The sequence below is a fragment of the Nitrosospira sp. Nsp1 genome (assembly GCF_900100985.1).
In the GTDB taxonomy this organism is placed as follows: domain Bacteria; phylum Pseudomonadota; class Gammaproteobacteria; order Burkholderiales; family Nitrosomonadaceae; genus Nitrosospira.
This window is the reverse complement of sequence record NZ_FMUF01000022.1, coordinates 21,918-41,727: the sequence shown is the minus strand read 5'-3', so window position 1 is coordinate 41,727 and position 19,810 is coordinate 21,918. Positions and strand designations below refer to the sequence as shown.

The 19,810-nt window shown below is 53.8% G+C and carries 18 protein-coding genes and 2 tRNA genes; 14 read left to right on the top strand and 6 right to left on the bottom strand.

Annotation, left to right across the window (positions count from 1 at the left end; genetic code table 11):
• Nucleotides 1-8: 8 nt before the first annotated feature.
• From BLP78_RS12440 to BLP78_RS12425, 3 genes are all read right to left on the bottom strand, one after another.
• Nucleotides 9-4,088, bottom strand: a complete 4,080-nt coding sequence (locus tag BLP78_RS12440; protein ID WP_090459636.1) for a Tc toxin subunit A-related protein — start codon at nt 4,086-4,088, stop codon at nt 9-11.
• A 522-nt stretch (nt 4,089-4,610) separates the two neighbouring features.
• Nucleotides 4,611-5,186 carry a DNA-3-methyladenine glycosylase gene (locus BLP78_RS12430; RefSeq protein ID WP_090459633.1) on the bottom strand — a complete coding sequence of 192 codons (576 nt, stop codon included), beginning with the start codon at nt 5,184-5,186 and terminating at the stop codon, nt 4,611-4,613.
• Between the two features lie 102 nt (nt 5,187-5,288).
• On the bottom strand, nt 5,289-6,254 hold the full coding sequence (locus BLP78_RS12425) for a tetratricopeptide repeat protein (protein ID WP_256330262.1): 966 nt from the start codon (nt 6,252-6,254) through the stop codon (nt 5,289-5,291).
• A gap of 166 nt (nt 6,255-6,420) precedes the next feature.
• Here BLP78_RS12425 and BLP78_RS12420 point away from each other — a divergent pair, with 166 nt between their 5' ends.
• The gene (locus tag BLP78_RS12420) at nt 6,421-7,314 is read left to right on the top strand and encodes a DMT family transporter (RefSeq protein ID WP_256330261.1); all 894 of its coding nucleotides are present in this window, start codon (nt 6,421-6,423) and stop codon (nt 7,312-7,314) included.
• A 79-nt stretch (nt 7,315-7,393) separates the two neighbouring features.
• Here BLP78_RS12420 and BLP78_RS15810 read toward each other — a convergent pair whose 3' ends face one another.
• Both BLP78_RS15810 and BLP78_RS16075 read right to left on the bottom strand, forming a co-directional pair.
• The gene (locus tag BLP78_RS15810; RefSeq protein WP_218118978.1) at nt 7,394-8,035 is read right to left on the bottom strand and encodes a Kazal-type serine protease inhibitor family protein; all 642 of its coding nucleotides are present in this window, start codon (nt 8,033-8,035) and stop codon (nt 7,394-7,396) included.
• Nucleotides 8,036-8,287: 252 nt separating this feature from the next.
• Complete coding sequence (locus BLP78_RS16075) at nt 8,288-8,965, bottom strand: hypothetical protein (RefSeq protein ID WP_256330260.1); 678 nt, start codon at nt 8,963-8,965, stop codon at nt 8,288-8,290.
• A 160-nt stretch (nt 8,966-9,125) separates the two neighbouring features.
• On the opposite strand from BLP78_RS16075, the gene BLP78_RS12405 reads away from it, so the two are divergent.
• Nucleotides 9,126-10,397 (top strand): OprO/OprP family phosphate-selective porin, encoded by a 1,272-nt coding sequence (locus BLP78_RS12405; RefSeq protein WP_256330259.1) that lies wholly within the window; start codon nt 9,126-9,128, stop codon nt 10,395-10,397.
• A 31-nt stretch (nt 10,398-10,428) separates the two neighbouring features.
• On the opposite strand, the gene efp is transcribed toward BLP78_RS12405, so the two are convergent.
• Nucleotides 10,429-10,995, bottom strand: a complete 567-nt coding sequence (efp, locus tag BLP78_RS12400) for an elongation factor P (protein WP_090459631.1) — start codon at nt 10,993-10,995, stop codon at nt 10,429-10,431.
• A gap of 59 nt (nt 10,996-11,054) precedes the next feature.
• On the opposite strand from efp, the gene BLP78_RS12395 reads away from it, so the two are divergent.
• The 12 genes from BLP78_RS12395 to BLP78_RS12340 all read left to right on the top strand — a co-directional run bounded on the left by BLP78_RS12395 (nt 11,055) and on the right by BLP78_RS12340 (nt 19,619).
• The gene (locus tag BLP78_RS12395; protein WP_090459629.1) at nt 11,055-11,744 is read left to right on the top strand and encodes a uracil-DNA glycosylase; all 690 of its coding nucleotides are present in this window, start codon (nt 11,055-11,057) and stop codon (nt 11,742-11,744) included.
• 7 nt (nt 11,745-11,751) lie between these two features.
• Nucleotides 11,752-11,940: a tautomerase family protein gene (locus tag BLP78_RS12390; protein ID WP_025039800.1), complete on the top strand. Its 189-nt coding sequence runs from the start codon at nt 11,752-11,754 to the stop codon at nt 11,938-11,940.
• Nucleotides 11,941-11,945: 5 nt separating this feature from the next.
• Nucleotides 11,946-13,766 carry an excinuclease ABC subunit UvrC gene (gene uvrC, locus BLP78_RS12385; protein ID WP_090459627.1) on the top strand — a complete coding sequence of 607 codons (1,821 nt, stop codon included), beginning with the start codon at nt 11,946-11,948 and terminating at the stop codon, nt 13,764-13,766.
• Nucleotides 13,767-13,998: 232 nt separating this feature from the next.
• Entirely contained in the window at nt 13,999-14,571 is a 573-nt protein-coding gene (gene pgsA / locus BLP78_RS12380; RefSeq protein ID WP_025039798.1) for a CDP-diacylglycerol--glycerol-3-phosphate 3-phosphatidyltransferase, read from the top strand.
• Nucleotides 14,572-14,648: 77 nt separating this feature from the next.
• Nucleotides 14,649-14,723 (top strand) — tRNA-Gly (locus BLP78_RS12375).
• Nucleotides 14,724-14,859: 136 nt separating this feature from the next.
• Nucleotides 14,860-14,933 (top strand) — tRNA-Cys (locus tag BLP78_RS12370).
• 164 nt (nt 14,934-15,097) lie between these two features.
• Complete coding sequence (locus BLP78_RS12365; protein ID WP_090459626.1) at nt 15,098-16,324, top strand: tyrosine-type recombinase/integrase; 1,227 nt, start codon at nt 15,098-15,100, stop codon at nt 16,322-16,324.
• Between the two features lie 266 nt (nt 16,325-16,590).
• On the top strand, nt 16,591-16,869 hold the full coding sequence (locus BLP78_RS12360) for a hypothetical protein (protein WP_090459624.1): 279 nt from the start codon (nt 16,591-16,593) through the stop codon (nt 16,867-16,869).
• 64 nt (nt 16,870-16,933) lie between these two features.
• Nucleotides 16,934-17,278, top strand: a complete 345-nt coding sequence (locus BLP78_RS15645) for an excisionase (protein ID WP_176752864.1) — start codon at nt 16,934-16,936, stop codon at nt 17,276-17,278.
• Nucleotides 17,265-17,822 (top strand): hypothetical protein, encoded by a 558-nt coding sequence (locus tag BLP78_RS12350; RefSeq protein WP_090459622.1) that lies wholly within the window; start codon nt 17,265-17,267, stop codon nt 17,820-17,822. Before BLP78_RS15645 ends, BLP78_RS12350 begins: the two co-directional genes overlap by 14 nt.
• A gap of 82 nt (nt 17,823-17,904) precedes the next feature.
• On the top strand, nt 17,905-18,141 hold the full coding sequence (locus BLP78_RS12345) for a helix-turn-helix transcriptional regulator (protein WP_090459620.1): 237 nt from the start codon (nt 17,905-17,907) through the stop codon (nt 18,139-18,141).
• Nucleotides 18,138-19,619 (top strand): AAA family ATPase, encoded by a 1,482-nt coding sequence (locus BLP78_RS12340; protein ID WP_090459619.1) that lies wholly within the window; start codon nt 18,138-18,140, stop codon nt 19,617-19,619. The genes BLP78_RS12345 and BLP78_RS12340 overlap by 4 nt, the downstream gene beginning before the upstream one ends.
• Nucleotides 19,620-19,810 lie beyond the last annotated feature (191 nt).

Genomic DNA, 19,810 nt, shown 5'->3' with positions numbered 1-19,810 from the left:
CTCTTATGTCAGAGATCGACGATGCGGAAGTTGTCGAAGTGTGCTCCCGCGCTGCCCCAGCAGAAAAGCCCGGCACGCCCTGCGCCGGGTAACGACGCATCCTGTCCCGACAATACCAGTTCGTCATTCAGGTACGCGTTCAACTGTGTCCCACTGATGCGTATCTTCAGCGAGTAGCTTATTCCCGCCTCGTATCCGTGAGTCGCATCGAGTGCGGCGGTATCGAGTTCCTGGAATACGCCGGCGACTTTCTTCCCCATCCGGCGATAGTTGCGCTGCTGGTCCATCAGAAAGTAATAGAAGTTGTCCGCGTCCTGCCAGCGGAACACCACACCGATGCCATCGTTGTCTTCCGAGCTGACATCGACGACCACGATGCAATTCTGGACTGCCGGCAGTGCGGTCGTTGTTTTCCGAACGAGGTAGGTACCGGGCTTGTCGGGCCCGGTCGCACCGGTTCCGAACGCACCCCCGTGTATATCCGACAGCTGATCGATGCGACGCGCCTCAGCATTGAAGACCCACTCCGATGGCGCGGATACCGTGGCCTGTGGATCGTCGACAATGTCGAAATCCGCAAGCGTGTCCGCATCGAAGCGATCCAGCAGCAACAGATATGGCTGGCCAGGGATGCGGCGGGGGGTGAACTCGTACTCCGTAGTCATTATGATGTTCTGCACTTGCGACCACTCGAAACCGGCATCGAATCGGGCCTGGTTCTCCGCCGTTGGAATCACAATCTTCCACTCCTGTAACCATGGCTTGCCGATGAACGCATTGAGCGGATTCGACCCACCCGTCGAAAGCGCCCCGTCCGCGGTCGTGGTCTGGGTGGCCGCAGTACCATCGGCGGTGGATACCTTGACGACCAGGTTCCCCGGCGTTACGCCTTCGTCCGTTTCAATCAGGAACGTGAGTTCGCGTACGCGCGGGTCCAGGTGATAGAAAGGGAGCATGGTCGATCGAAGCGTGAACGTCACCTCTCCGGTATCCTGGAACGCAAAGAACTCATCGAAAAGCTCGTACCGGAGCGCGACGGTGCGGCGTCCGGCATTCATCTGCTCGACCGCGAGTTCTTCCAGCACCTTCGGCTTCAGGTTCGGATCGAAAAACGACTCGTAATAGAGCACGAGCTTTATGTCGGTAATGTAGTTCAGGATGATGTCATTTGCGGCGGGGTTGAGTTCGAATACCCATGAGGTCGAGACCGGGCTGTTTTCGAAGATCGCCAGCATCTCGACATCGGGCGTGAAGATTACGGCGTCCGCAGCAATGCGGTATTGCGACACCAGCAGCGTTTCCGGCTGTAGCAGCCGCATCTTGATGCCCCCGTTGCGCATTCGCGACAGGCAGAGTCCGGTGTTGATCAGGCTCGCATGTATTCCGCCGCGGCCGATCAACCCTTCGACAATCACCTCGGCGCGCTTGATGCGCTGCAGGTAGGCGCCAGGGTAGTTCCGGTCGAAATCGCTCAGCTCGGTACGGAAACCCATGGTTCCCGTCCGCTGAAAATCGCGGAGGAACTGGACCGGGTAGCGATCCGCCAGCGAGATGATTTCCTTCATCGGCTGTTTTTTCTCGCCCAGGATAATCCGCATGAAAGTGAACGAATCGATGTCCTGAAGCAGAAAATCACCGCCCAGAAGACCCGCCAGATCATTCCGGTTATACGCAGGTTTGATGATATTCACCGCCTTGCCCACCTCGTACTCGTAAGCCTGTTCCATCAATCGGGCTATCACGATAGCCTGGCTGAGATATGACTTGGAGATCTGGCGAATCTCGTTCGCCAAGCGGTTCCAGAGGTCGGGCGTAAACTCCTGCGAGTCGAACAACGCCAGTTGCTGCTCTGCCTGCTGCTTGCGCAGCGTGGCGATGTTCTTCTGGATATCGGCGGCCTCCTTCTGTTTGGTTGCGATGTCCACCTGCTCATCCGCGACTTTCTTCGCAGCCTCCAATTCGCTGATCCGGCGATCCATGTTATTGAGCTCGAACTCACGCGAGATCTCGCTCCGACGCTGTGTCAGCGTACGGAGCACTTCATCGACGCGGTGGGTTCCGTTCGAGATTCCATACTCCTCATAGCCCGAGAAGTCGTACTCGGTCGTAGGCGCGCCGACATACGTAATCTCGGAGTCCAAAGCCATCTCTTCGAGACTCACGTCCGCATATTCCGTTTTCAGATCCTTGGCGTTTTCGAGCTGCGTATTCGCATAGGCCTGGTTCGCCTCGATTGCTTCCTTCTGTTCTTGCGCAATTTCAACTTTCTTGGTCTCGAGTTGTTCGTTCGCAGCTTCCAGATCGACCGCATTCTCCAGCATCGACCGCTGGAATTCCTCCTGCTCGGCGCTGGTCTTGAAATTGATGTAAGTCCGCTCCGCCTGAATCGCATGCTCGGCGAAGTAGCGCGCGGTATTCTGTAAGTAGTCGAAACGAAACACAGGAATCTGCTCGCGCGCCAGGCTGAGCAATGGAAAGTCGATCCCATCCTCGATGTTCTGAATGTTGAGTTTTGCAAGCAATACCACTGCTGCGATGGACGGATTGTGCACGTCGGCATCCAGGGGCTGTGGCGCAGCGAGCATGGCTTGTACCTGCGCCGTAAGTCCGTCGAACACCGGCGACTTGTAGAGCGCCGAGGCTGGATCCAGGATGGGATCGGTCAGGCGGACAATCTGTTCATACCGCGTTCTGGCTTCGGCTTTCTCACCGGCTTCGAACAGAAAATTCCCCCACCTGGTGTAGGCATTGGCCAGCTTCAGCCAGACCATAGGCGCCTCAATGGCCTGGTTCAGGTATTGATAGTCGCGGGCCTTTTCGTACCAAGTGATGGCCTCCTCATAATCGCCCAGCTCCAGATGGCAATCGCCGAGACTCAACGGAATGGTGAAGCCATAAGTGTGCGGGATATAGGCGATGAAATTGGTGTCGATGATCTCGAAAGTGGCGAGTGCCGCGAGTGTGCTTGCGCTGATTCGCGGCTGATAGATGCTTGCAGTCAGGTTTGCGGCCGCGTTGACCTGAAGATCGACGCTGACAATTTGGTCGCCTTTGAACACTCCGAATTGCTGAGCGCCGCTGGCGAGGGAAACCGCCGGCGATACGTTCAAATATTGGCTGGAACCTGACGGTGAATTAAGGATGAAGCCGAGTCCCTCACTGCCCATCGGCCTCTGCATTGCAGTGGCTGTGCCGGGATTGAGCGGCTGCGAAAGCGTGCGCCCGAACGACAGGGGAACGGAGTCGCCCGCCGCCTGGAAAGCGGCGCCGGAACTGCGCGCATCCCCGACCAGGGCCGCCACGACACCGAGATTGTTGCTGATTGCCCCGAGTTCCGGGGTTTGCGGCGATTGTCCCGCCACGGCTGCGGCGGCGCCAGGCGCTCCGGGTGCGACCACCGCGCCGGGTACCCCGGGTATGTTCGCCGGCTCAATACTCGCGCCTGTGCGCTGCGCAAGCTGGAATGCCTTCGCGAAACTGTCGCGCGCGTTATCGAATTCGCTCTGCTGCACGGCCGCTATGCCGGAAGCCACCTGGAGATTCGATTCCAGTTCACGGTCGCGTCCCCCATTGAGTTCGAGCGCCTGCCGAATGATGGGCCGGGCTTCAGCGGTAGCCCCGGCCTGAAGATACGTCGAGGCTTGTTCGTAAAGGATGGCCGCTGGCGATGCCACCACAGTGCTGCCCGTGCCACCGAACTTCTGTACGATGGACGAGATTTCCCGCGGGGGATTACCGGGCGCTACTATCGGGCGGTCTGCGACGGCAGAGCGGTATCTTGCAACCTGAGCGGCAGCGCTGACCATTACATCTGTCAGTTGCATCTGCTTGAGCACCGAAGTAGTGATTACAGTGACGTTGACGGGGAAATAGGGATGAAGGAACTTGTGCAACAGGGAGTAGGCTGTCTGATACTCACTCAGGGCGTTCTGGAACTCGTCCTGGAAAAAATAACGATGTCCGTTCGCGAGATGCCCCTGCACTTGTTTTTCCAGCGCCAGTTTCGGATCGACTTCGGCCACCTGGAAGCCGAAAACCTGCGGGACGACTTTGTAGCTGTAATAATTACTGAGGTACTTGGTTGCCATGGCTGATTCCTCGTTAATCGGCGTGTTAAAAATTTACTTTTACTATCGGAGCAAGCGGGCAAGCGCCTTTGACTACATGTTTATATTTTCAAAGGGTATAAAACATCCTTCCTTTGTTTTATAGATCACAGAATTAAAATAGCAAGCCAGGTAGTGCGTTGCGAATTGCCTTAATAAAAAAGGAATGTCCCAAGAGATACGTTGCCTCAAAATGCCGGTAACGGATCGAGGCGATATCGACATGGGTAAACGTGAGAAACGGATGTATCGTGAGGCAATACGCAATTGCTATCATTGGGCCAGAAAGGCTGACAAGGACACGATTCAGGCAGGTTCTGTTCAGTCTGCGATTATCAGCGCAGGTTCACGACTTCAAGCGGAAAACGGGGAGCATTTAAGCCAAAACGTCAGCAATTAGAAAGAAGAGAAGAAAGCGACGATTAGAAGGGGATTTTGTGGTGATGAATTTCCCATTACCTGAGATTGGGAGATAAGAGATAGGGGACAGGCAGTCATGATCGGTCAACGAAACGGACGGCTCAGAAAGCGAGACCCGGCAAGACCGAACCGCCAAGGCACATCCACGGCTTTTGAAATACCGATGCGCGGGCCTGTCACGATTGGAATCTGTTCCCCGGAATTGGGAAGTGTGAGTTGAAATGGTAGTGCGTCGATGGGCATACCGCTATGCTCACTCGTTATACCGAGCGCCTGGCAGACACGCCCCGGTCCGGAGCAAAGGAGGCGCACATCATTGAGACCGCGCCGCGCCCGCATGGTCTCCAGCCCTGCGAGCGGTTCGATTGCGCGAATCAGGACACCTGCGCCATGCCCTTCCGTGCGGCAAACGAAATTGAGGCACCAGTGAATTCCGTAGGAGCGATAGATGTAGGCTCGACAGGGCGGGCCGAACATCACACTATTACGCTTGGTGGGCCCGCCAAAGCTGTGCGACGCAGGATCTTCGTGATCGTATGCTTCCGTCTCCACAATGCGTCCCCCGACGCCATCGAGGAGTAAGGTTGCGCCTATCAGAGACCGAGCCACATCAACGGACGGGGCGGAAAAATCAATAAATGATGGCAAAATTGCATTCATGCCAACAATTTTATACGGATAGCCTGAGAATCGATACCGCCTCCTGACGCATGAACCTAAATCCGGCCGGCTTATGGAAGATTCGTGCCATTATCTAACTGGCTATTTTCGTATCGATGAAATAGCCGATGCCCGCTTTTCGAAAGACTCCGCTTTTTCTGGCTGACGTGTACGCCGATATAGCGTGGCCAGACTCTTCAGCGTGATGGCCACACTCAAATGGTTTGGGCCGAAGCTCTTTTCATTTATCCTCAGCGCCCGCTTATAAAGCCGCTCCGCTTGCGTATATCGAGCTTGACCCGCATAAAGCGCACCCTGATTGTGCAGCGTGGTGGCAACATCGGGATGATGCAGACCCAGGGTTTTCCTTGAAATCTTCAGCGCGCGTTTAAGAAGCGGTTCGGCCTGGGCATACTGCCGCTGCGCGAGATGCAGCAACGCAAGATTATTTAAATTTGTGGCAACATCGGGATGGTGCCGGCCCAAGATTTTCTCGCCAATTTGCAATGCGCGTGCAAGAAGGATTGCTGCGTTTTGAAGCTGCCCCAATTCGCGCTGCATCTCAGCCAGGTTGTTCAGGCAGATCGCTACCACCGGATTATTCGGGCCGAACCTGCTTTCCGAAATCTCCAGTGCCCGCTGAAGAAGATGCTCGGCTTGCGCATAACGTTTTTGATCGCGGTAGAGTGTAGCGAGGTTATGCAGGCTCACAGCAATCTCGGGATGATTCGGCTCCAGGGCTTTTTCCCGAATATTCAATGCACGCAGAAAAAGCGGCGCAGCCAGCTCGAGGTTTCCCTGCGCGTGATGAATCTCGGCCAGATTGCTCAGGCTGGCTGCTACATCGAGATCGCACCCGCCCCAGCGCTGTTTCCACAGCAGCAGCGCTTCTTCCAGAAGCGTTTCGTCTTCAGCGCGTTTCTTGTTCGCATAATGCATCACCACTGGATTGTTCCGTGCGGTGACCGGTCTAGGATGATGCGCCGCAGGGGCATTCCCCGCATTTTGCGGAGAATTTCTCAAGGCCGCGGTAGCGCGCAGGGGATTCCCTTGCTTATCCGCCTTCACTATACCTCCACAATGGTTACAGCTTGTGAACGGTTTCCACAATGACGGCCATTTAACTCGGGATTAGCCGGCATGAATAGCTGTAATATCTTACAGGCTACCCGATATCAACCGCGTTTACGGCGCGGTGAGGGTCAAAACGCGCATCTCCAAAAAGGAAGGAAGAATGTCGTCACCCATGCTGATGATTGCCGCAACGTTGCTTTTCGCAACGATGGGTATGTGTGTGAAGTTCGCTTCCGCGGACTATAGTACGGCCGAAATCGTGTTCTACCGTGGCGTCATAGGGGCAGCCACCATGATACTGCTTACGCGCGTACATGGCCAAACGCTTCGCACCCGTCTGCCGGCGATGCACTTCGGGAGGAGCCTGGCAGGCGTGTGTGCGCTCGGTCTCTGGTTTTATGCAATCGGCGCTTTACCGCTTTCCACTGCGGTGACATTGAACTACATGTCGCCTATCTGGATGACGCTGCTGCTTCTCGTCAGGGCCGCTCTCGGTGGAGGCAGGAAAGTTGATAATCGTTTGGCATGTACAGTGCTTGCTGGTTTCGCCGGTGTGATCTGTATTCTCCAGCCAACAATGGCGGGGGATCAGCTAAGGGCGGGCCTGATAGGCCTGCTCTCGGGCCTGCTTACCGCGCTCGCTTACCTGCAGGTGGTCGCTCTTGGCAGGGCCGGCGAACCGGAGGCCCGTGTCGTGTTTTATTTCTCGCTGTGCAGTATCTGTGCCGGTGCCGCAGTCGTGCCGCTGACCGGCGGCTGGCATGCCCATACTCTCAAAAGCCTGGGCATGTTGCTCGCTGTTGGTTTGCTGGCAACATTCGCACAACTGCTGATGACGCGCGCCTATGCTACCGGCCGCATACTCGTCAATGCCAGCCTACAATACCTGAGTATTGCGTGGTCCTATATATATGGAGTGCTGCTATTCAGCGACCCGGTGACGGTTATGGCGCTGCTCGGCATGGGCTTGATAGTGGCCGCCGGTATAATGGCTGCAAAATTACGCCAGTCTGTCGGCGCTGCCAAGCCAATCAGTAAATGCGACGGCGTATGAATGACAGCAAACACCATTGAGCACCGATACCTTGTCAGGGCTCTTGATCCAGCCGCGATCAAATCACTTTGCTGTAACGTCATCGCACCAATTCTTCGAGCTCACATTTCTGGTGATGCTCCACAGAGACACCCGCGCGTGCCGCTTCACAAGCGTTTCCGTAGGTCTTGCCGTCGCAACCGCAAACAGGTCTGTGCTCTTTGGTGCAGATGCTGGGTATGGCCTTGCAGGTTCCCTGCGCATCACGAATCTTGCATTGCCCGGCACCGACCTCACAGTATTGCGCATCGGGGCATAACGTTCCCAGAAGTCCGCCACAGTCCAATGGTTCGATGGGTTCGATTTCCTTGCAGTGGTCCGTTAATTCCACCTTGATAAAGGTTCCGGGTTTCGGACGAATAGAACGCAGTTGCTCGACGAAATTGCGAAATTCACGTGGTGTAGAGCTAAGGCCTGCTTCCGCGCAAGCGGATAAACCCACCTTGGTTGATGTCGGGCCACCCACTCTGGGATAATAAACATCGAAAGTATCGACGGTATCGGAGGCAATGGCGTTGCCGATCGCTTTTCGGACCAATTCCAGCGATGCGTTATCCACGTTGTCGTCGGTACTGCCAACGCTGATGATAACGGCACCGGCCGCATTACCGTTCTCGGCAAATGAAGATGTGCTTGGAAGGAGGCTAAACCCTGCCAGAAAAATATAAATTAATTTTTTCACTTTTTCTTAATTGAGTAGCGCGGGCGCAAAAATAAGTGGACTGACGAGCACGCTTATCGCTCCAGGGCTTACCGCTTGACTAATAACAATCACGAGCCCAGTAACCGTTAGACCGCAAGGAGACTTCAAGGGCTGGCGCCCATACCAAGCAAGAGCTTGGCGTACGGAATAGGGCTGCGGCCTGAATTTATTCGGCCGCAGCAATCAAGATATTCACGTCTAAAATCCGAGATAATTTTTAGTTTTATCGGATCAGTTTGGCCCGATAGGGCCCCCTTGCTCATACCTGGGGTCTTTTTTCGGCTTTCCTTCTTTATCCACAGGGAAGTCGGGCACGTGGGAATCTTTGCTCGGTGATCCTGCATCTTGGCTCCGTTCCATTCTTTTTTGCTGATCCACATATCCAGTATCCATTCCATCGCCGGCAGTTCCACCTTGATTGGATTGGGACTTACCTTGGCCAGAAGCGCCACTACTACCGGTAGAACTGCTGCCGGTGGAACCGCTCTGGCCGGCTGAACTTCCTTGGCCGGACGTGCTACCGCCGTATTGGGCCTGCGCTATGCCCGCGACGCTGAATATCGCCGTGCTCGCCAAGGCTAAAAAAGATGATGTAGAGAATAATTTCATGGCTGTTCCTTCTTGTCTATCCAGCAATATTGCTGTGTTTAAAAGGTTACGTGCCGCCTCGCAACTCTTCAGTGCGGTACCACACCAAAAACGCTCTCCATTCCATGATAACCGGGCATTACACGATACTCGCTGCGCCGGAAGCCGGTGCGCCAATTCAATGCCAATGTTTTTACTGATAATATTGGAAAAGTAGAGGGAACTGTTCTTATGCGGGGCGCCGTATGGATCTGCCATGGCGATACTGGACGGCGCATATCGAACGTTCAGTGCGCCATCGTCCAGTGCTCCATTACTCATTACACTCACACCCAAGTAATATGATGGGCCTGTGGCAGGCAGGCGTTCTGAGGCCGGATCGCATATATACGAATTATGCCGTTCAGCACCACAAAGACAAAAAGACAAAGTAAACCGGGATCATCCAATTAAACTCACAGTCGAATCGATAAATAACGTCTTGAAATATTGCGCTCTGGTTGTGTCGATAAGCGCGAACGTCGGCTGGACCCATCCGTTTGTCATTGATACTAAAGGTAGCCCTAAAATCAAGACAAATGATGGCAATTTTGAAATGGTATTCGGTGCTCGCGCTCATCTCGACGTGCACTCGTTTGACAACGACAAACCTGATCCCGCCTATCCCGCTTTTGGAAGCCAGATAGCCGATGGTCAGCCGCGCAGTGGTTTCAATTTTCGCCGCGGTTATACCGATGTAACCGCCAGGTTCTACGACCTCAGCTTCAAATTTCAGAACGATTTTGCGGCCGGAACATTTCCTGGCAGTCTTCGTGAAGCCTGGGTCGCCGCCAAAATCGGCCCAGGCCAACTCATGGTCGGCCAGTTCAAGCCTTATCGTGGCATGGAAGAACTGACGAGCTCAAATGAAATCACGATGATGGAGCGGCCCTCGACATCGTCCACCGGCATTTATGCGGGGCGGCAGTGGCTGATGGGGGTCGGCTACAAGGGCATTTTTGCAGACCAGCTCGGTTATGCGGTAAATGTCATGAGCCTGACGCACACCGGTATGCCTGTCAAGGGTTCAAGCTATGGCGGCCGGCTATTTTGGGTGCCCCGCTCGCAGGAAGGCGATACCCTCCACTTTGGTTTCTCATACAGTATCGATACGGAAGCTGCCGGATCACTTTCTGCAAAAGCAGTTGATATTTATGGGGGACGGCGCGGTTTTAGCCAATCCTTCGGTTCCGCCGGTGCCGCTGCGGGCTTATCCGACCACCATAGCGAGGCCACGTGGGCACTGGAAGCAGCTTATGCGATTGGGCCTGTCAATCTGCAAGGAGAATATGCCGCCGTAAAACTCGACAATACTCATCTATTGGCGGGCGCGCAGAAGGACTCTCACGTGCAGGCGTATTATGTACAGGCTAGCTGGTTTGTCACCGGTGAAAGAACAATCTACCGGAAGGAGCGCGGAGCTTTCGGCAAGCCCAAGCCGATCAGAAAATGGGGAGCGATTGAACTGGCTGCGCGTTATGACGCAGTTGAAAACAAGGATCAGAGCCTGGCTGAGAATCCGTGCGGCACCGGTACAACCAAATGCCAGGTCCAGGTACTCACGCTGGGCGTTAACTGGTATGTTCGGGAAGGGGTGCGATTAATGCTCAATTATTATCTTACCGAAGCGGACCTTGGAAATACCGGTGCCGGTACGCCAAACCGTACGGACAGTCCTTCCGTTATTTCCTTCCGTACCCAGCTAAGTTTTTGATCAGAGCGGGAAGCGGGGATGAATTGTCTTGTTACATCCGTTCGATATATTCGCCGCTGTCCGTATTGATTTTGATCTTTTCGCCCTGGAGGACGAATGGCGGAACCATGACAACAAGGCCGGTCTCCATCGTGGCGGGCTTGTAAGAACTGGTGGCGGTGGCCCCTTTCAAGTTGGGTTCGGTGTCTGTAATGGTCAGCACTACGCTGGAGGGAAGCTGTACGCCGATTGCGCGATCATGGTGGAAATTGACTTGCACGTCCGTATTCGGCAGCAGGTATTCATACTGGCCCTCAAGAAATTCCTGCGACAGGCCCAATTGCTCGTAGTTTTCCTTATCCATGAAAATATAATTGTCACCTTCCTGGTAGAGAAATGTCATGTCGCGCGGCTCGACGAAGGCGCGTTCCACTTTGTCATCAGTACGGATGCGCTGGTTGGTCTTGGTGCCTGCTTCGATATCCTTCATCTCTACCTGCATGAATGCTCCACCTCGGCCTCCAACATGAACGTGGTAACATTTCAGGACGCGCCAGATGCGTTTGTCCCATTCGATCAGGTTGCCGACGCGGATTTCCGTTGCAAGAACTTTAGCCATTATTGTTCCAGTGAATCAAGAAAACGCGCATCTTACTATAAAAAGCTCTCGATAACCCCATGCAATCAATGTTCTCGGCGGATTGCCGCCAGTGCCACCGATTGGCCCGATTCCTGGACGAAGTGAAAATTCGTTATCCGGATTATCACGCCCGTCCCGTGCCGGCTTTTGGTGATGTGACGCCCAAGCTCCTCATTATCGGTCTCGCTCCCGGAATGCATGGCGCAAATCGTACCGGTCGACCCTTTACCGGTGATTTTGCCGGGGTTTTGTTGTACCGGACCTTATATAAATTCGGCTTGGCCAACCATGAAGGTTCGGCTTCGGTGGAAGATAATTTGCAGCTCATGCATTGCCGCATTACTAACGCCGTCAAATGCCTTCCCCCCGAAAACAAACCCGAGCCAGGCGAGATCAGGCAATGTAATGGATACCTGGCGGCCGAGATCGCTGATTTCGTAAAAGACGGCGGCACCGCGCTGCTCACTCTCGGCGGGGTTGCTCATCGGGCAGCGCTCATGGCGCTGGGGCTCAAGCAAAAAGCTTATCCATTCGGCCATGGCGCCATCCATGAATTAACTGCCGGGCCGGCATCCGATAGCATGAAACCCAGCAGCCTGACACTATATGACAGCTACCATTGCAGCCGTTACAATACCCAGACCCGGCGTCTGACTGCGGAGATGTTCGAACAGATATTCGCGAAAATTTGCAGCGACCTGGCTTTTCATCAGCAAACTGGAGACTAACTAACCCATGCCCTACGTCAATATACGCATTGCCGGCACCCTCAGCCGTGAGCAGAAGAAACAGATTGCTCAGGAAATAACCGATACGCTCGAGCGAGTCGCGCACAAACCGAAATCCTATACCTATATTGCTTTCGATGAATTGCCTCACGAGAGTTGGGCTATCGGGGGCAAACTGCTGGGTGAGGGGGACTGATCGCCTTGGCGGTAGAGCCTGCTTTCGACGCTAAGGCATTTTACTCGAGCCTGCCATCGCAGCCGGGAGTCTATCGCATGATGAATGCGGCAGGCCAGGTGATTTATGTCGGCAAGGCTATCGATCTCCGAAAACGTGTTTCATCGTATTTTCAGAAAAGCGGCCTGGGACCCCGCATGCAATTGATGGTTTCCCAAATCACGGGCATAGAAACCACGGTGACCCGCTCTGAAGCAGAAGCGTTGTTGCTCGAAAACAACTTAATAAAAAATCTAACTCCTCGCTTTAACATCCTGTTTAGAGATGATAAGTCATATCCATACGTGATATTGAGCGGTCATCGTTTTCCCCGGCTTGGGTTTCACCGCGGCGCACTGGATAAGAACCATCATTATTTTGGACCGTTTCCAAATGCGGGAATGGTGAGAGAGAGCATACAGCTTCTGCAAAAGGTATTCCGGATTCGCACTTGCGAGGATAGCGTATTCAGCAACCGCACCCGCCCTTGTCTTCTCTATCAGATCAAGCGTTGCAGCGGGCCTTGCGTCGATCTGATCACGGCGCAAGCGTATAAAGAGGATGCCAGAGACGCTGAGCTTTTCTTGCAGGGCAAGCAGACCGAGGTTCTGGAAAGCATCGCCAAAAAAATGCGCGAAGCCGCGGATTTGCAGGAGTATGAGCAGGCTGCCTTGTTTCGCGACCAGATTCAGTCACTGCGAAAAATTCGGGAAAAGCAGTTCGTCGATAGCGGCAAGGCGCTGGATGCCGATGTGGTTGCCTGCGTTGTCGAGACCAACGGCGGGGGAAGGGCCTGCGTCAATCTTGCCATGGTAAGGGGAGGGCGCCACTTGGGAGACAAGAGTTTTTTCCCACAAAACGCGGAAGGGTACGACCCGCCCGAAATGGTGGAGGCTTTTCTGACCCAGCATTATTTCAATCGGAGCGTGCCGAATCTTATCATCGTCGGCGAGAAAATTCAGCGGGACATCCTTCAAGCCGCGCTCGCCGAGCAATCCGGCCATAAGGTAGTCATCAACTGTAATCCTATCGGCGAACGGCGTATATGGCTGGATATGGCAGCGGAAAATGCGCGTCTGGCGCTGGAGCAGATGCTGAACCGGCAGGCCAGCCAGGAGGAGCGCCTGCAAGCTTTGCAACAGGCCCTGGATATGTCCGGTCTTGCCCGCATCGAATGTTTTGACATCAGCCATACGCTGGGCGAAGCGACCATTGCGTCCTGCGTGGTTTATGACAACTTCGCCATGCGCAATAGCGAATATCGCCGCTACAACATTACCGGCATTACGCCAGGAGATGATTACGCCGCGATGCGCGATGTCCTTTCCCGGCGCTATCATAAAGTTGCCGAAGGCGAGGGGAGTCTTCCTGATCTGATTCTGATCGATGGCGGCAGAGGCCAGGTCAGCGTTGCACGAGATGTACTGGTCGAGCTTGGACTGAATGGCGCAAATCTTTTGGGCGTAGCTAAAGGTGAGGCACGCAAGCCCGGACTGGAACAATTGATTTTCCCGGGAGCGGAAAAGCCGCTACAATTGCCAAGGGACCACCCCGGATTGCATCTGATTCAGCAGATTCGGGATGAGGCTCACCGTTTTGCAATTTACGGCCACCGCGCCAAGCTCGGTAAATTACGCACCAGCTCAAGTTTGCAGAAAATTGATGGTATCGGCGCCAAGCGTCGTCAAAGCTTGCTGGCAAGGTTTGGCGGCCTGAAAGGCGTACAGACTGCAAGTATTGAAGAATTGCAGCAAGCGGATGGCATCAGTCGTGCGTTGGCGGAGAAAATTTACAGGGAATTGCACTGATTACAAAAGGTTTATTTCAGTTCCAGCCATATAAACATCCCGAGTTTGGCACAGCTTGTTGCTGCTGAGGCGTAATCCGAAAATGTTGACCCCCCATAGACTGATATGAGAGGGAATATTTATTTGAGTAAAGAGTAGTGTCGCGACGAGGCAGGGTAACAATACAATTTGAATCGAAGGTTTGCAATCCGGATTCATCAGAGCAGCATCTTAATGGCATATACTGATCCTTATGCCTCTTAACCTGCCCAACGTGCTTACGTGGATGCGTATCCTGGCGATTCCGCTGTTCGTAGGCATATTCTACTTTCCCTCGACGTGGTTGTCCCCGTCCGAGCAGAACCTCATCTCCACCATTATCTTTACCGTGGCCGCCATCACCGATTGGCTGGATGGTTACCTTGCGAGAGTGCTCCGCCAGACTTCGGCTTTCGGTGCATTTCTTGACCCGGTGGCGGATAAGTTGATGGTGGCGGCGGCGTTGATCGTTCTGGTCTACCTGAGCAGGCTTGATGCACTTATCGCCTTCATCATTATCGGCCGTGAAATTACCATTTCAGCGCTACGCGAGTGGATGGCGCAAATTGGTAAAGGAAAAAATCTGGCGGTTTCCTTTTTAGGAAAACTGAAAACCACCTCACAAATGGCAGCCATTCCGCTGCTGTTGTATCACGAAAAAATAGGCGAAAACTTCAACCCGCAGGAAGTGGGAACATGGCTGATCTATCTGGCGGCAGTACTGACATTATGGTCCATGGCCTACTATCTTAAAGTCGCGATACCCCAAGCGTTGAAGCATGGCTGAAACGTCCCAACCCTGCTCTTGCATCGCCTTTTCTTGACAAAGACAGCAGCATCCTTATAATGCCAGATTGTTTTTTTGCGGGAATAGCTCAGTGGTAGAGCACAACCTTGCCAAGGTTGGGGTCGCGAGTTCGAGCCTCGTTTCCCGCTCCAGTCAGTGGGAAAATGGATTCATCTGCATGAGGCATCGTTTGCATATTCCGCGCCCTTGCTGAATCCGTTTTCCCTTTTTAGTTTTCCCTATCGCACTGCAACGGTGCAACGTAACCAGTTTGCGTAACGCAGCAATGGCGGGGTGGCAGAGTGGTCATGCAGCGGCCTGCAAAGCCGTGGACGCCGGTTCGATTCCGACCCCCGCCTCCAGATTGTCATACAAAGACATTCAATAAAGCTTAAAAAACCCATACATACCTAGGTATATATAGGCATTTAGGGTGTACCGAGGTTCAATGACGTTCTATTGAATTCAATCTAAAACCGTGGTAACTTTCGTGGTAATAAAATTACTACGATGAGGAATTACCACGATGGCTACTAATCTGTTATCTGCTGCTGAGTGCAAGAACGCCACCAGCAATGGCGCGGGTATCCGCAAGTTGCACGATGGCGACGGCCTTTACCTATGGGCGTATCAGGACGGGCGCAAGTATTGGCGGATGCGTTACTGGCAGGCAGGTAAAGAGAAGTCCCTCTCGCTGGGTGTCTATCCCAAAGTCAGCCTGAGCGATGCGCGCAAGAGGCGGGATGAATTGCGCCAGCAACTGCAAGCGGATCTTGACCCTTCCGCCGAGCGCAAAGCCGCAAACCTGCGGAAAAAGCTGGCCGCCGAGAATTCGTTTGAGGCTGTTGCGCGCGAGTGGCACAGCAAGCAACTCCATATCTGGGCGCCGCGTCATGCGATTGCTGTAAATCGGCATTTGGAAAACAACATTTTCCCAACCCTTGGCAAGCGCCCCATCCGCGACATAGAAGCGCCGGAATTGCTCCAAGCTCTTCGTCAGATAGAGGCCCGCGGCTCGTACGATCTCGCCCACCGCGTTCTACAGGTATGCGGCCAGGTATTCCGCTATGGTGTTGCTACCGGTCGCTGCAGTCGTAATCTTTCCACCGATTTGCGTGGTGCGTTGACCCCGCACAAGATGGAACACCAGGCGGCCGTTCGACCTGAGGAACTGCCGGAACTGTTAAGAGCAATCGCCAAGTATGACGAAACCGGCGACAAGCAAACCCGGCTTGCCCTGCAACTATTGGCGCAAACGTTCGTCCGCACCAACGAATTGATAGGCTCGGAATGGGCGGAGTTCGATTTAAACAATGCCTTGTGGATTATCCCGGCCAGGCGCATGAAGATGAAAGCCGAGCATATTGTCCCGCTATCAAAGCAGGCGCTCGCAATGCTGGCAGTACTCAAGGAGATATCTAGCGGTAGCCGCTTCGTTTTCCCTGGCCGCAATCGGGATAAGCCCATCAGCAATAACACGATGCTGTTTGCCCTGTACCGTCTGGGCTATAAGGGCAAGATGACCGGGCATGGCTTCCGGGCAGTGGCATCGACCATTCTCAATGAAACCGGTTTTAATCCTGATGTGATTGAGCGCCAGCTCGCCCACTGCGAACGGAACGAGGTAAGGGGTGCATACAACCGGGCTGAGTATCTGCCCGAGCGCAAGCGCATGATGCAGCATTGGGCGGATTATCTCGACGGGTTGGCCTGCGGAGCGAACGTGTTGCCGCTTCATAGTAAGGTCGCGTAATTGTTGACAATCCGATTTATAGGAGCAATACTGTTGCTGCCTCTGCAAATCAGGGGCCGAGTTTGACAGCTCGGAAACAAGGCGGACAACCGCCTATGAGCGGTTTTTTTACGTCCGTAACACGTGGCATGCCCTTTACGGGTGGCTCATGTGGGGAGCCGAAAGGCTCGCCGGTCCTTGTTCCGGTCTGTCAACCCGCATGAGTCCGCCCACCATTTGACAGCGGTGAGCGGAAAACTTAAACCGCTTAACAAGGAGAAAACAGCATGCCTAATTCCCTCGGCACATCCATGCCCGCCATACTAAATTTCAACTCCCATGCAGTTCGTAATATCCAGCCAAAGATACGGCTACGCGAGGCTTGCGATCTCATCGCACAAGCAACTTCTCAAGCCGAATTTATCCAGAGCATTGCGCTTACGGCGGAAGCAGACAAGGAGCTCGTACTTGAGCCAAGGCAGGTTACCGGCCTGTACTACTCCCTGCAGGACCTTGTCGATCGGCTCAGGAAAGCTGAGATTCTGATAGACAAGCTACGTATTTAGTGTCCACCGGGAAGGGTTCACGCCCTTTCCAGTGGGCATTAAACAGGAAGGTGAACGCTAGAAAATGACTATCGGCTACGTACAAATCTGGAAATTTTGCGAACTCACCGGCTACACAGAGGACGCGGTTCGCACCAAGATCAAGCGTGGGGTATGGCTTGAAAATCGAGTATGGCGCAAGGCCCCGGACGGCCACACACTAATTCACATGGAGGGTTTCTGGCTATGGGCAGAAACGGGGATGGTAAGCAGGAGAGAGGATGGCGAAACCGAATCAGAGAAGCGTCAAAATCGTCATACAAAATCACCTTTGCCTTTCGGTCAGAAAGCGACGAGCCCCAGGGGCAATAGCTCGCCTTCACCTATCGCGGCACCAGCTGCCAGGAAGGTAAAAAATGGGCAACGATAAGGAATACTCCCCCGATGATTTTCCGATAGATGGGGAAATGGTGGGCATTGGTCCTGATCATCAGTTTGGCATCCGAGCGCGTCTGCGGCGGATATGCACCGATGCGAATGGTGGTAGTGACGATTCAATAATCGCATTACTCCAATTCGCTCAACGGGTCAGTTCAGAAATCGATATTGACAAGGAAACATCGCTCGATCGTATCGCGTTGGGGTCTCTCAAAAAACTGCTTGGATATTTGCTGAGTGATGAAAAGGCGATGCTGGCGGCGTTCGGTGTTATCCGAAATCCGAACCGCCCCGAGTCGAAAAGGACGAGGCAGCGCCATATTCTGATAGCGAAAGAAGTCGGCCGAATCTTGGCAGATTGTGATACCGGAACCAACGCCGAGCGTACGGCTGCTGTCAGCAGAGCTATAGAAGAGGCTGCTGAAGTTCTGTGTGTTGATGTTAGGACCGCACAACGGGCATACGGTAAATACAAGGCAGTGGCAGAAATTGCAGAAATTATGGAGAGAAATTCCACTCAGTTCCAGCGACATTAACTAGATCGTTCTTGTCGTGACGAGTCGTTGAGGCGATCGTATTGTGTCTCCTTAAATCTATTTACATAACGGAGAAACAGTAATGCACCGCTTGCCTGAAGTTGGATATTTAAGACTTATTCAGATCATTGGCAATCCCAAAGCACAGCCGCCAATTCCCGCATTAATTCCTGTATCAAGATCAACCTGGTTAAATGGTGTGAAGTCCGGGCGCTTTCCACAGCCCGTGCGCACTCTCGGCAATAGGATTGTTGCTTGGAAAGTCTCGGACGTTCGCGAGCTCATCGACCGTCACCCAGCCGGCGGGGTTACCCAGTGATTGCGGACGGAATGAGCCGGGCAACCGCCCCGAGGTCATACGCAAGCGGCGGGGAGTTTTGGTCCCTCAAGGAACTATGGAATTACAAATCACTCAAGCGCAACGATTTAGGCGCCGCCCAGGCGCTCAAGGCAGCGAAGACTTCCCAAGCCAAGGCATGGCATGAGGCCAACCACTCCAAGGCAAAGTCATTTTCTACAGAGAGGAAAACTGCCACCGATGAGCAAATCCTTGAAGCCGAGTGTTTAACGGCGCTGGTGTGTGGCGGCATGGATGACTTTGGAGAAAAAGCCTTAATTCATGGGAAGTTGGACATGTTCTCAGAAGCCGCCAGCCTCTATGGCCGAGCGTGGGAAAAATCGCAGGCTCCGACTGCTGCCGCTGCCGACTACGCGCCTTCGAATGCAAAGCCATCCATGGCAACAGGAGAAAACGTAGCAGCGAACCCGCAGCCCAGGCGCTACGGCTTGCTCACAGTAGGGGAACTGTCCGCAATGCCACATTCCAAGTACCGGGTGAAGAACGTTCTTCCACGTGAAGGCGTGGCCGTTAAGTACGGTCCACCCGGGAGCGGCAAATCCTTTCTCGTACTAGATCTCGCCTTTGCTATATCCGATGGCGGGGAATGGTGCGGCTATCGCGTTGAACAATGCGATGTACTTTATGTATGCCTTGAGGGACAAGCCGGCTTACCGCAGCGAATACAGGCTTATCGTGAGTATCATGGGCCTGAATCCGGCCAAAGGATAAGATTCATCACTGCGCAATTCTCGCTTCTCTACCGCGACGACGTCGACGCGCTGGTGTCCACAGTAAAAGATGCCGGCATTCATGGCGGCGTTGTCATGATTGACACTTTAAGTGCTGCCTCGGTCGGTGCGGATGAAAACTCGAGCGTAGACATGGGGCGGATCCTTGATGCTGTCAAACGCATTGGGGAAGAGTGCGGCGGGCTCGTAATTCTTGTCCACCACAGTGGTAAAGACGCTACCAGGGGTCTACGTGGACATAGTAGCCTGCTTGCCGCCAGCGATGCAGTGATCGAAGTAAGGCGTGAGGATGACCGGCGGTCCTGGCGGCTGACCAAGTCGAAAGACGGCATTGACGGCAAAGAACATGCGTTCCGGCTTTCGTCTGTGGAGCTGGGCACGGATGATGACGGGGACCCGATAACCTCGTGCATCATCTCTCCAGAAGAACGCGCCGATTCTGTGCGACGCGCGAAGCTCCCCAAGGGCGGAAATCAGAAAGTGGTATATGACGTGGCCGGCGAACTTCTCCGGGCATCAAAAGATTCTGGTAAGGGTGGAGCACCTTACGGGCGCCCTTGCATTTGCGTGGATGAACTGATCGTGTCCTGCCGTGGTCGCTTGGCCGTTGAAAATGATCGAGTACCGGAACGGGTGAGGATTGCTGTCACCGGATTGGTAAACGCGGGTTGCCTGATACTTCGAGAAGGCTGGATATATGTTCCATAGCATGACAATGGAATCAATAGCTATTGAATAGCCCCCAAAAGTCCCCAAAACGTCCCCAATCTACTGGTTAAAAAATAGGCAAAAAGTGCCATTTTCCCCAAAACGTCCCCAAACTGAGATTTAGAGTCCCCAAAACGTCCCCAAAAAAGTCCCCAAAATGTCCCCAAAGTCCCCAAAGTCCCCAATTTAGT

Excerpts from the sequence above, each read along its gene's own strand:
- BLP78_RS12430 (WP_090459633.1), bottom strand. The coding sequence starts at position 5,186 with ATGAATGCAATTTTGCCATCATTTATTGATTTTTCCGCCCCGTCCGTT.
- efp (WP_090459631.1), bottom strand. The coding sequence starts at position 10,995 with ATGGCTAAAGTTCTTGCAACGGAAATCCGCGTCGGCAACCTGATCGAA.
- BLP78_RS12440 (WP_090459636.1), bottom strand. The coding sequence starts at position 4,088 with ATGGCAACCAAGTACCTCAGTAATTATTACAGCTACAAAGTCGTCCCG.
- BLP78_RS12420 (WP_256330261.1), top strand. The coding sequence starts at position 6,421 with ATGTCGTCACCCATGCTGATGATTGCCGCAACGTTGCTTTTCGCAACG.
- BLP78_RS12360 (WP_090459624.1), top strand. The coding sequence starts at position 16,591 with ATGCCTAATTCCCTCGGCACATCCATGCCCGCCATACTAAATTTCAAC.
- BLP78_RS16075 (WP_256330260.1), bottom strand. The coding sequence starts at position 8,965 with ATGAGTAATGGAGCACTGGACGATGGCGCACTGAACGTTCGATATGCG.
- BLP78_RS15645 (WP_176752864.1), top strand. The coding sequence starts at position 16,934 with ATGACTATCGGCTACGTACAAATCTGGAAATTTTGCGAACTCACCGGC.
- BLP78_RS12395 (WP_090459629.1), top strand. The coding sequence starts at position 11,055 with ATGCAATCAATGTTCTCGGCGGATTGCCGCCAGTGCCACCGATTGGCC.
- pgsA (WP_025039798.1), top strand. The coding sequence starts at position 13,999 with ATGCCTCTTAACCTGCCCAACGTGCTTACGTGGATGCGTATCCTGGCG.
- BLP78_RS12365 (WP_090459626.1), top strand. The coding sequence starts at position 15,098 with ATGGCTACTAATCTGTTATCTGCTGCTGAGTGCAAGAACGCCACCAGC.
- BLP78_RS12350 (WP_090459622.1), top strand. The coding sequence starts at position 17,265 with ATGGGCAACGATAAGGAATACTCCCCCGATGATTTTCCGATAGATGGG.
- BLP78_RS12345 (WP_090459620.1), top strand. The coding sequence starts at position 17,905 with ATGCACCGCTTGCCTGAAGTTGGATATTTAAGACTTATTCAGATCATT.
- BLP78_RS12390 (WP_025039800.1), top strand. The coding sequence starts at position 11,752 with ATGCCCTACGTCAATATACGCATTGCCGGCACCCTCAGCCGTGAGCAG.